Source organism: Simiduia sp. 21SJ11W-1, assembly GCF_024138675.1.
Taxonomy (GTDB): domain Bacteria; phylum Pseudomonadota; class Gammaproteobacteria; order Pseudomonadales; family Cellvibrionaceae; genus Simiduia.
Genome location: NZ_CP090959.1, coordinates 1,789,730 through 1,801,600, shown reverse-complemented (window position 1 = coordinate 1,801,600; position 11,871 = coordinate 1,789,730). Strand labels below are relative to the sequence as shown.

Annotated in this window: 10 protein-coding genes, 2 tRNA genes and 1 pseudogene; 4 read left to right on the top strand and 9 right to left on the bottom strand. The window is 48.6% G+C overall.

From position 1 onward, the window contains the following. Positions 1-69 precede the first annotated feature (69 nt). From flgM to L1F30_RS07925, 4 genes are all read left to right on the top strand, one after another. Complete coding sequence (gene flgM / locus L1F30_RS07940; protein WP_253361411.1) at positions 70-372, top strand: flagellar biosynthesis anti-sigma factor FlgM; 303 nt, start codon at positions 70-72, stop codon at positions 370-372. Positions 373-456: 84 nt separating this feature from the next. Continuing rightward, positions 457-933 carry a flagella synthesis protein FlgN gene (locus L1F30_RS07935; protein WP_253361409.1) on the top strand — a complete coding sequence of 159 codons (477 nt, stop codon included), beginning with the start codon at positions 457-459 and terminating at the stop codon, positions 931-933. A 3-nt stretch (positions 934-936) separates the two neighbouring features. Beyond that, entirely contained in the window at positions 937-1,671 is a 735-nt protein-coding gene (locus tag L1F30_RS07930; RefSeq protein ID WP_253361407.1) for a flagellar brake protein, read from the top strand. A 355-nt stretch (positions 1,672-2,026) separates the two neighbouring features. After that, positions 2,027-2,971 (top strand): hypothetical protein, encoded by a 945-nt coding sequence (locus L1F30_RS07925; protein WP_253361405.1) that lies wholly within the window; start codon positions 2,027-2,029, stop codon positions 2,969-2,971. A gap of 418 nt (positions 2,972-3,389) precedes the next feature. Here the strand turns inward: L1F30_RS07925 and L1F30_RS07920 are convergent, their stop codons facing one another. From L1F30_RS07920 to pgsA, 9 genes and pseudogenes are all read right to left on the bottom strand, one after another. Then, complete coding sequence (locus L1F30_RS07920; RefSeq protein WP_253361403.1) at positions 3,390-4,493, bottom strand: cellulose-binding protein; 1,104 nt, start codon at positions 4,491-4,493, stop codon at positions 3,390-3,392. Positions 4,494-4,507: 14 nt separating this feature from the next. Continuing rightward, complete coding sequence (locus L1F30_RS07915) at positions 4,508-5,041, bottom strand: hypothetical protein (RefSeq protein WP_253361401.1); 534 nt, start codon at positions 5,039-5,041, stop codon at positions 4,508-4,510. A 198-nt stretch (positions 5,042-5,239) separates the two neighbouring features. Further along, positions 5,240-5,905: a hypothetical protein gene (locus tag L1F30_RS07910; RefSeq protein ID WP_253361399.1), complete on the bottom strand. Its 666-nt coding sequence runs from the start codon at positions 5,903-5,905 to the stop codon at positions 5,240-5,242. A gap of 456 nt (positions 5,906-6,361) precedes the next feature. Continuing rightward, a complete protein-coding gene (locus tag L1F30_RS07905; protein WP_253361397.1) occupies positions 6,362-6,823 on the bottom strand; it encodes a restriction endonuclease in 462 nt (153 codons plus the stop codon). Positions 6,824-7,378: 555 nt separating this feature from the next. Continuing rightward, positions 7,379-7,695, bottom strand: a pseudogene (locus L1F30_RS07900) (type I restriction enzyme HsdR N-terminal domain-containing protein); the annotation flags it as partial. 91 nt (positions 7,696-7,786) lie between these two features. Further along, positions 7,787-9,694: a competence protein CoiA family protein gene (locus L1F30_RS07895; RefSeq protein WP_253361393.1), complete on the bottom strand. Its 1,908-nt coding sequence runs from the start codon at positions 9,692-9,694 to the stop codon at positions 7,787-7,789. 1,228 nt (positions 9,695-10,922) lie between these two features. Next, positions 10,923-11,009: transfer RNA gene (locus tag L1F30_RS07890), tRNA-Leu, on the bottom strand. A 58-nt stretch (positions 11,010-11,067) separates the two neighbouring features. Then, positions 11,068-11,141: transfer RNA gene (locus L1F30_RS07885), tRNA-Cys, on the bottom strand. A 136-nt stretch (positions 11,142-11,277) separates the two neighbouring features. After that, positions 11,278-11,838: a CDP-diacylglycerol--glycerol-3-phosphate 3-phosphatidyltransferase gene (pgsA, locus tag L1F30_RS07880; protein ID WP_253361391.1), complete on the bottom strand. Its 561-nt coding sequence runs from the start codon at positions 11,836-11,838 to the stop codon at positions 11,278-11,280. Positions 11,839-11,871: the final 33 nt, after the last annotated feature.

Sequence of the window (11,871 nt, the reverse complement as noted above, 5' to 3'; positions counted from 1 at the left end):
AAATGCCTACAGGGCTTGCCCACAGGCACAAACATCACAAACTGAACGGGTGTAAAGATCGAGGTAATTATGGTTATCGACCCAAAAACAGGCCTTAACAACCTGAATACACAACAAAGCCAGCGTGCACTGCAAAAACAGAGTGCAGAACGCTCAAACCAACCTCCTGCAGAGGCCGAAGCACCGGCGCGCGATAACGTGCAACTGAGCACAGAAGCACAGCGCCTGCAAAAGCTTGAGGAAAACATTGCCCAGGCGCCCGAGGTTAACGAAGAGCGCGTGGCGCAGCTAAAGGCCGCCATTGCCGATGGCAGCTACAGCGTTAATGCCGATCGCTTAGCCGACAAAATTCTTAGCAGCGAGGGTTTCTAAGCCCTCGCCCCTTTCTGCTAATTAGGCACGCCGCTTGCAACTGCTTTAGGTGAACCCGGCTATTCACCCTATGGAGCAAGCACTATGGCCACCCCGCTTCCCTTTCAAATTGCCAAAGTAATAGAACAAGAACTGCGTGCAGCCACACAGCTGTTGGCGTTATTGAGCCAGGAAACCGATGCCTTAAGCCAACGTAATCTTGGCGCATTAAGTTCAATCATCGAAAAGAAAAGCCAAGAACTGGTTGCCCTCGACCAAGCGGCCCGCAGGCGCCGTGCGCTGCTAACGGATCAAAAATTACCTGTAGACGATAAACATTGGCGGCTACTGCTTTCACGCTGTCGCGATGAAAAGCTGTTGCACCAATGGCACGCCATTGAAGAAAACATTCTGGCCTGTAAGCGCGAAAACGAAATAAACGGAAAACTGTTGGCCCGCAGCCAGCGGGCAGTGAATCGATTGATGGGCGCCCTAAAGGGCCAGTCGGCAGATACCTCCCTTTACAACAACAAAGGCAATCACAATGCCGGCAAACAGGCACTCACCTATGCACAAGCCTGAATCATGGGGGTAGATCACGAACAAGGGGTAACCCAGCGGCTTACGGAACCTGAGGATATCTACCGGGTACTTAAGCTGCTTGAGCTGCACCGCGCCCTCATTACCGTCACCCTGCCTGGCCAAAAGCAGATGGCCAGCAGTATGGTGCTGGATGTAAACCTTGAAAACCAAACCCTGACCATCGATCAGCTTAATGATACTAGCCTACAAAACGCCTTAAGCCCGCAAAGCCTTCTGGTGTTTCGTGCGGCATACGGGGGTGTGCAAGTGAGCGGAGAGTGCCAGTTACAGCGCATCCAAACAGATGACAAAGGTGCAAAACTGCTAATGGCGCTTCCCGGTAAAGTACTGCACCGGCAACGCCGTGCCGCTTTCAGGGCAAATATCACCGGCGAGACGCCGGCCATCAGCCTGTCTGGCCGCAGCCGTGAGACTCTGGAAGGCTGGATAACCGATGTATCGGCAGAGGGCCTGGGTGTTGTGTTCGACAAGTTTATTCACCCGCCCATAGAGCCGGGCGAAGTATTTGAACGCTGCGAGTTTGTTGCCAATGGCCGCCAGTTTACCCAGGCATTAATGGCCAAGCACCCAAGTTACGACAAATTCACCGACAAATACCGATGCGGCTTCAGTTTTTACAGGCTGAATGCCGCGGAGGCCAAGCAGGTTAACCAATGGGTAATCCAGCTTCAGCGCACACAGCGCCAACACCTAAGGCTCAGCACACCCAGAAGCTAACCACCAGAAGCTAACCACCAGAACCTAACCCCCCAGCACCGTACCGCAAGCCTGTGGCTTACGCCCGCAACACTTCAATTTTGTACACCTGTGGCTCTGGCCATTTGTGGCCGCATTTTGCCCAACCCCAAACTGGCAAACTCGCCAAAAAGGCCATGGCATAGCATTAAACCAATAGGCCCCGCCCTGCGCCGCGCTTTTTCACCCTCATTTAAGCCATCTATTGACATTTATGTTGCACGCGCAATATCTATGGCCAAAAACCCCAACTCGCGCGCACAAACAACCAACCTGACAAGCAAACGCGCAATAAGGTAGAATCCGCGGCCTTTAACCCCATGCAGCGGAGATGTACATGAAGTTGCCATTCAGTGCCCAAATATCGGCGGCACTCGCCGTATTCATTCTTGCCCTACCCTCGCTTGCCAATGCGCAGTCGCTAAGCGCACTTCAAACAGCACTTAGCAAAAAAGAAAGCGCGCTCACTACGCTCAACAATCGGATTGAAAGCTATGCACAGCGCCAAGTAGATGCAGAGGAAAAGCTGCAAGAGGCACTGGCAGACTTAGGCAGCGCCACTGCGGAACTGGATGCGGCAACCCGCAGCAACGCCACCAATGCACAAACCCTGCAGACCCTGGCCGCCAAAAAAGTAGAGCTTGCAAAAAATGCGCTAGAGAGCAGACAAAGCCGGTTAAACAGTGCCCGTGAAAAGTACACAGCGCTGCTGGTAGAAAAGCAAACCACAGAAGCAGAAATCAAGGCGTTTTCAAGCGTTATAGCCCAGCGCCAACGGGATGCACAGGCGCAAGCCAAAGCCAAAGCCGAGGCCCAGCGGCAGGCGGCCATAATCGCCGCACAGAACACTTCCATAACAACTGCCACGCCAGCGCCTGCTGTTCCCCAACCGCAAATAGCGGCCAGCACTGCACAATCCGCAGAACCAAAGCCTGTAGCTGAGGAAGTTCCGCCCACGCCCCGCCAGCTACACGCCCAAAAAATGATGGATGAATTAAACGCACGCGTAAAAGGTGCGGATAAAGAAGGCTGGCGCCGGTACGAAAGCCTTACCTTGCGCGTAGACAGAGGCGACCTACTAGAATTTGAATACTTGGGCAACCATCAGTATTACGCTGAGGTGGAACTGGAAAAAGGTAAAAGACGCATCAAAATTCGCTCGCGCACCTTTGCCGTTGAAGTACCCGACGATGAACACGGCCACACCTTCGTTGTAATTTACGACACCCGCGACAAGTACAAAGCCGAGTTTTCGATTTTTAATAAATCCCTGCTGGATTAAAAATCAGCCCCCTAATCGCAAGTGCGGTTAGGGGGTTTAAGACTCGCCATACAGCCCAAAAAACCTCAACGGTCTAATTTTATAACCACTTGGGGTTTATAAACCGAGAACACCGAGGATTTTAAGTCGTATTTAAAGCACCACGTTTAGCCTGGCTTCTACACCTTTGCGTTGACACTTGGTTGACACTTTAGGCCTCTTACGATTGATCAGGTAACAAGTAGCCTAACTTTCAATCCGCTTGCATATATCGCAATTGATGAAATTTTGTACAGACCTGATCCCCGCTTGGCGCCCAACTTAGCCGAAAATCGATGCTTCATTGATCAACCTCCTACCCAGAACGGGCAGGAGTCGGAAGGAGTGAATTTTGAGCGGTTTACGCTATGCCCCGCTCACCCTACAGAGGGCGCCGTCGCTAGAGCGATCCAGGATAAAACACTTCGCGCGTGTGGCGAGCCTCGATTAACGCACGCATGACCTTCAAGAATTCAGCCGGTTGATGCTCCAGAAGGCTAAGCCTGTCTACGTATTCACTCAGCAATGGGTGAATTAGAAAGTACACCATATCGCAGCCTTGAAGCCTGTAGCGCAAGGTATGCCAGGTTTTCGGGCACTTCTGTTTCAATTCTCTACTGTGCTTTGCAGCAATGCCTAGTAGGCCCTGAGACTTCAACAGCGTCACTAACGCGCCCCCTAGCCCACCACCAGCCTTTTTAGCCGTGCTCCGCAAACGGGCTAACTTTCGCTTAAGCTGTAAATTTCTACCACTATCGCTCAATAATTGCTTGGTGATTTTTGTTGCCAATGCCAGTGCAATGGTGGCTGCAAGCTTGCGGGCAATCTTTTTACCTGCTTGCTTACCCAGTATTCGCTGAGCTTTACCAGAGACGAAGTCTCTAGCCTGCTTGAGATCATCATCAGAGATAGCACCTTCTAGTAACAAGCCACTAGCCTTCAACAACGTAACGGAATCTACGCTTCCGGTATCCGTAAACAATCCACTTTTTTGCACTTCAATCAGCACCCATTCTGGCAACACCGAAATGTAGTCATTTACGATAACAAGCACAGACTTCATGATTGGGTTATCAAACACATCCAGATCAAACTCTACCAACGCAGTAAACGTGGACGTTAGCAACTCATAAGCGGCCCAGTTCTCGTCACCCACCAAAGCAAATTTGTCGGCGCCTTTTAGGTGTAAACCCTCAGCAGTGCGATCTAGCCCTGCAGCAATTTTTGCAGGCTGATCGACGGCCTCATATTTAATGCCATCTACAAGGCCTGCGACGGCTGGACTGATCTTGTCTAACTCCAATAAAACGTCATTCCATGAAGCAGGCTTCTTAAGCATACGGTAGGCCGGTGTATGGCAGCCAAAATTGCAGTCTTGCCACCTTCTTTCGAGGGTATCTTTGCGATCAAAGAAACTAATATTAGAGGTGGACATTGCTTCACGACCTTGAAGATACCTAGCCACACCTAGCTCGCTGATTAATTCACCGCTGTATTCACTCATAAATCCTCCTTGATCTACTTATCTATCCGAATTGACGAAACCACATGCTTTAGCAAAGGCTGAATATCCAGCCCATCCTCATCAGCCGTAGCGGCCACCAAAAAAACCGACTCGCCATTCTGTGAAACGTCAACGGTTATAACTCGAGTATTCAAGGTGCCTATAAATTTAGCCGTTACTTGGAAATCCAATCCCTTTCGACCAGCAACGTCGAAAGGGGTCTGACTGATTAATTTAGCAGACCCCGTTGCATCTTTGAGATAGACATTATCAATATACTGCTTAGTGAATTCACTAAAGGTCAGACGGTCGTTAAAGTAAAATGCGACGAAAGAAACTTCGCCAAGGTCAAAAATAACCTCTCGGCTACCATCTAAGGAAAAGTCCTGATCCCTCTTGAACTTCCAAGACGTAGGATATTCGACCGAGAAGCCTTTATGGGCGTACGTAGCAAAATCTTCTCGCTCTGCACACGCGATTGTGAACAAGGAGAAGACCAGCATGAAGACAAGTGAGAGTCGACGTAAGACGAGGGGGGGAGAATCCATTCCTAGCAAGCACTCCAAAGACGATGGGTCAATATCACTGCATTGTATGTCAATGGCCCTGTCAAACCTACACAGTGCTGCCCAATTGGCACTACCGAACTAACTAATTGGGAATCACCAGATAGTAAGTACATTCACTCCTGACTTCGTAATTACTATCTGGTGCGCCTTTAAACAACGAAGAATTCTAAGATTGGCTTAGTAGATGTTTTTAGACAGCATAATTACGAACCCAGTATCAGAGCCCTTTTTATACTGAATTTGCTGAAAATGGCCCGGTAAAGCAGCACCATCAACAATTCCATTAGCAAGACTCTGTGTCTCATGCTGCACTAAACCAACACCCAAATTCCAGGAAGGTTTCTTACCATCATTTTTATTTGACGAAACATTCTGCAAAAATGACCATTGAAGTCCTAATGCCATGCCCTCTAACGCAGCCCCATCCTGACCACCTAGCTTAAGCCCAAAGAAAATCCCTGGCTTAACCCACGTGCTGCATGGAACCACCCATTTTCGCCAGTCACTAAAACATGTATCTACAGTCCAATTACCAACTGCCCATATCGTAGTGTCCGTACTAAAACTCTCATCGACAACTACAATTTTATCTGTGCCATATATTCCGGCACTTTTCACGTAATCTTTAGAATATCCCTCGACGGCGACCCCTAACGCCAACCCCCACTGTTCAACATTCAAACCTTGCTTATCGACACCACTTCCTTTGTCTGCTTCGTCCACCTCGCCAGCAGCCAGAGTAGCTGCGGCTGGAGTAGCCGCACCGTCTTGCGCAAATGCACTAGAAGCGCAGAACATCACACACAACAACAATAACTTTGAAATAAAATTATAATTTCTCATGCTAAATTCCTTTTAACTATTGAAAAGCTGGCAGTGATTTAAAACACACCACGAAATCCCTGCTAACTGGTTTTGTCCACAAAAAGGAATGCTAGAACATTAGTCCCATTTAATGTGAATAGCTGGAGTATAGCGACTGTGTTATTACGGAATCCAGAAAATAAAACCGCTTACACATTAATTTTATCGCAAGGGAATACCGTGAAAATGTCGTCAAACTCCACGAAGTAATTTTTGGCGACAAAATTTAAGGTAGGCAATAAATCTGCGCTTCAACATTAATTTTAAAATTGACTTCCGCGAACTAACTAACACCTGATGTCAAAAACAAGGTCTTCAAATCGAAGCTTCAATCCGCAGGCCAATAGATTCCAACGAGCGGCACCAAGGCTCTGCCGTCTAAATCGAAGTTCTCGTAGTGTGAGACGATTAAGTCGGCAAGGTCGTCTAGATCCACTAGGGTAAGGGGGATTGTGGCGCGTTCAACTTCGTAGCGGGCTTCGCGGTGAAGCCACCAGTGCTTACGAATAAACCAGAATCGCCCTCCCTGAGCGCGCCGATAAAACCCCTTATGGCGGGTGCGCCCATTGAGCCATCGCGGTGTTTCACTTCGGCTTTAATTCGCGGTTGGGTGAGGCCTAGGCCGTCGGGGGAGGCAATAACATCTACGCCGCGATCCGGGCCATTGGGGGATACTTTTTCTTTGTAGCCCATACCCCGCAGGATAGCAGCCACCAACTCTTCCATTTCTTCGGGTGAGAGATTGGCGATTTTATCTTTGATCAGCTCATGGCTGCGGGAGATGGTTTCATCTTTTAGCTGCTCTGAGTCAGGCTCATCGTCGCTTTCATCGGCCTGCACATCTTGAACTGTTGGTGAGACGGACTTTCCTTCGATGATTGCGAGGAACTCCGCCAAGGTTTCTTTGCTGATTTCAAAGAGCGTACTGATTGATCCTGAAGCGTTTTTCGCGCGCCGACTTATCGGATGATTCCATCAATCTGATAGCTTCCAGCTTGAACTCTTTGGAATAAGTCATATAGGGCTTTCGCTTTCCAGTCATTTGTAACACTCTTTAGGGACCTATTGTCCCTGATTAATAGTGTCCGTTAAACTGTAGCAGGTTCACGGTGACCCCTTGATCCGCACACCAGCGGGGGTCGCTGTTTCGGACGAGCTAGAGCATTTTGCTTTAATTTGTTGAAATATGTTGAAGATTTAGCCCAATAGACCCTGTCTAAAAATATGGAAACTTGTGCTTTACCGCTTAAAGTGGATGCTCCAGTATTTTCAATATTTTCTTACGTGGAAGCCCCAGTAATTTTTGGTAAGGCCCTAAAGAAATACATCCAGTGAGCATCCGAATTGGCACCAAAATATAGATCAACATTTAGCCAAAACGGCGAACAAATCCGTCGTGAAAAGAACCCTTCACGGGCCAAAAGCGATTGCAAATTGTATGGGGGGTTTCGGAAACCCCCTATCATTTTTCAAAATACCGCTAAACACGAACGGGACATCTAGCAGGCTTGCGTAGTCGAGCCCTTGCTGCATGCCTTTGCCGATTTCGTGCTTGTTGGCTTTGGCCTCTATCACCGCTAGCGGCATGTTGGGCTTGTGGTAGAGCACCACATCGGCGGACTTCACCTTTTTACGCAGGCCCACCTGGCCCCGCACAATCACCTTGCCATCGCGGAGCTTTGGGTCATGTTATCCCAGCCGGCGCTCTCTACGGCGGGGAGGATAAATTTGGTGATGATGTCGGTTTCCGTGAGCTTGCGCTTGTCCATTGAGCCCCTTTTCCCTTGTGGTCGGCCTTCGAATGGTCCGTATTGGAATCGGACAAGAGTACCAGAGAATTTGAGAGCTGTGTACGGTGGTTTATGTGCCCTTTTGACGGGGTTTATAAGGCGGTAATTTCCACGGGTTGAAGGCTGGGGGGATGGTTTTTGCTATAGAGAATACTTGCCGCCCTTCATGCGTTGCTAGGCCAGCTACTTCGAGGCGACTCAACCAACACCAAAGATCAATTCTGCGGCTTTTGAGACTATCGGCATCGGTTGGCCACTCTAGCAGCTCTTGTATGCAGGCTATTTGGGATAATTTGACTGGGGTTACAGATCCACCAACGGATTTCAATATGCTATTTCGCCAAATCAACCCGGCCCACATCGCCTCGCAGGCATTCCAGCATTTTTTGAAATTTCCGAGCTGATGAGGGGGAGGCAAACCAAGATCATTTGCGATTAATTCAATTTTTCTATTTTGATTTGAGCGTTTAAAAGTGCTTTTAAAACTTGCCTCGGCTGCACGCTTCTCAGCGAAAACTTTTTCCGCTCTTCGTGCCAATTCGGACTGCCAGCGTTCGATTCCTAGCCAACTGGCTTTATACGGGTATTGTAGATACCCGTCTGTCTCCGATATCAGAGGAACAATCTCAAGTTGTGGCTGATCAAGATCAGTGATTGGGTTACGCACCCAGGGTGCCCTAACAACAATTGGCACCTCAGTTTTGTTATTTACCAACCCCTTTGCTTTCCATAGGCCATCAAGTTTTTCCCAATCAGTGACCAGCGTTGTGATATTTATTTCCTCTGAAATTTGGGGTTCGTCCTGCGCGCAATAACCGGTCAATTGGTATTGAGATAACTTCTGTAGCAGCGATGGATCATCCAACCTGTCTATCAATTTACCTACTCTTTCTCGCAGTAAAGAATGTCGCGCGTCAACTTTATCAACGAAAATTTTTTCCGCCCTTCTTGTCAATTCTGCTTGCCAACATTCAATCCCAAACCAATTGACTTTAAACGAGTATTTAGGATCACTTTCGGTGTCGGATAACCGGGGAAGAATCTCTAGCTGCAGCTGATCAACATCAGTGATTGGGTTAGGAACCCAAGGTGCCCTAATAACAATCGGCACCTCAGTTTTGTCATTCACCAACCCTTTGGCTTGCCACAGCTCTTCATTTTTTACCCAATCGCCATTAAGCGCAGTGACTCTAATAACCTCTGAAATTTCGGAATTGTCTTGTGAGCAATGGCCGGTCAACTTACATTGAGATACCCGCTTTAGCAGCAATGTATCTTCTAGTTTTTCTATCAATTTAGCTGCTTTTTCTCGAAGTAACGCATTTCGTGTTTCAACTTTAGCCCTAAGAGCAGGGCCAGCATAGGCCATGTCAATTTTAGGCTTGTTAAGCCATTTTCTAGGTGCTGACCTTAGCACCCAACGCTCTATTTCTGCCCACGTAAATTCCCATGACATCTCTGACAAATCAATTTCAATGCAGGGCAATTCTAATGCAACATATTTCTGAATATCATCCTCTGACTTAGGGTTTGTGACATGTATTTCTACCGCGAGCTCTTTATAAATTTTGGTTTGGATTACAGCGTCTGCGATCAAGCTCTTAGGTAGTGGGACCTCCTCTTCGGCAAACTCCACTGGCTCTTCCAAATCACTATGCCCCATAGTCACAACCAGGGGCTCTTGCATTAAATCATTCTCCGTTATCTCTTGATGCAGGTTAGGTAGAGCGATCTTTAGTTGATCGACCTGGGCTCTTAATAGAACCTTTTTTGCAACTTTATGTAAAACAGACTCGCCCTGACATGCGGTATTGCTTGCATGAACAAAATGCCAAGCTTTCTTTTGACCTTGGTGAGCCACCACAGGGGCTTCACAATCAATACAAACACATTCGCACTTCAAACCATTGAGGGCATCGCTAACGTGTGTATATTCACCGTTACGATGTAACCCCCAGGCCATAATGGCTTTAGACACTATCTGATTCCTAAATCTATGAAATATTAGCTAATACTCATTCTATCAATTAATAATCATACCCAAATTTAGCTGACAAGCATTACTGGCCACTTGTACATGTCGTGTTTTCAAGCTGATTACCTGCCATCTATTGCTCGGATACCCACAACAACTCCCTACCCCCCGACTCTACCATTCGTATATTCGAATGCTAACGTATTCGATCACGACCTTGTGCTGTGTGATGGGGCTGGATGCGCAGAACGTATGTACCGAGGCGTGATTTGCACACCAGCGAGGGTCGCTGGTTCGGACGGGCTATCGCACTGCTTTAATTTGTTGAAGATTTGGCCTAACAGTCCCAACCCACAAATATAGACACAGGTAGACTACTGGCAGTGCTTAAGCCAACTGCCTAGAAAGGAGTACTAGTCGAGTTTTCCAAAAAAACAGAACCTAAAGCAACAATCGAATTTCGACTGAAAAACCAGAGAAAAACACTATCGCTTAGCAAAGCACTAATATACCTAATAATACTCCGGGAGATTGAAATTCTCCTGCGATGTACACGTTTAAACCGATACAGTCACACTCAAGAGAAAACCTACTATTTTTCGGTGGGCACAATGTGGGCACATACCGAAAACAGCCACAAACGCTCAAAAAGCGCACAGCACAGATAAATCGTAAGGTGTTGTTTTTAAGGTAAATATGGTGCCCGAGGCCGGGTTAACGGCAATAGCCTAAGGGCTATTGGCGCCCTTCGGGCGGCGTCGCTCCGCTCCTTGTTGGCATTTGTATGCACAAATGCTGAACCGGCCGGTTCAAGTCCCCGGGGACAACAGTGCACTGCTCTAGTTAGGTATGCGGAATTTAGATCGGAGTATAAATGGTGCCCGAGGCCGGGTTAACGCCAATAACCTAAGGGCTATTGGCGCCCTTCGGGCGGCGTCGCTCCGCTCCTTGTTGGCATTTGTATGCACAAATGCTGAACCGGCCGATTCAAGTCCCCGGGGACAACAGTGCACTGAGCAAGCTTGGGCTGCGGAATTGTTTGCGAAGTGTGAATGGTGCCCGAGGCCGGGTTAACGCCAATAGCCTAAGGGCTATTGGCGCCCTTCGGGCGGCGTCGCTCCGCTCCTTGTTGGCATTTGTATGCACAAATGCTGAACCGGCCGGTTCAAGTCCCCGGGGACAACAGTGCACTGCTCTAGTTAGGTATGCGGAATTTAGATCGGAGTATAAATGGTGCCCGAGGCCGGACTTGAACCGGCACGACCGTGAGGTCGGGAGATTTTAAGTCTCCTGTGTATACCAATTTCACCACTCGGGCATTGAGCGGGCAAGCCTTGCTTGCGAGGTACAACCACCAATGAGTGATTGAGGAAAAGTGGAGGCGCGACCCGGAGTCGAACCGGGCTCAACGGATTTGCAATCCGTGGCATAACCGCTTTGCTATCGCGCCAGAGGACGGCATTGTAGCCGAGCATTTACAAAAAATGCAATATTTTCTGATACTTAGGTAACAAAGCCCAAATACCGGCCCAACTGATTAGCCGGGAGCGCGCTATTCTATTGACCCTGCCCCCGGTGTCAAGCAATTAAGGCTGGCGGCTTAAATTCATTAGTGGCCAGGCGGCCTTGAGGTAAATAAACATCGACCAAAGCGTTAAGCCGGCGGCCAGATAGATCAAAAAGTAGCCTGCCAATTGCGCTTGTGGATGCGTTTCGGGTTCAAAGGCAAGGAGGATAATCAACGCAACCATTTGCGCTGCGGTTTTTACCTTCCCTAAGAACGATACCGCCACACTTGAGCGCTTGCCGAGCTCGGCCATCCATTCGCGCAAAGCTGAAATGACAATTTCCCGGCCAATGATCACAGCAGCCGCTACCGCCAGTAGCCCGCTGTCGTGCGCTCCCACCAGCAATACCAGGGCCACCGCGACCATCAGCTTATCTGCCACCGGGTCTAGAAATGCACCAAAGGGGGTGGCCTGTTCGTAGCGTCTGGCAATATAGCCATCGAGCCAATCGGTAATGGCCGCCAGTGAAAAAATCAATGCCGCCGCCGGGTAGCTCCACTTATAAGGGAGGTAAAACACCACAACAAACAGAGGAATAAGTGCGATTCGCGCAAGGGTAAGCTGGTTGGCCAATGTCATAGGGCGACTGCAATACTTCTGTAGATATCAATC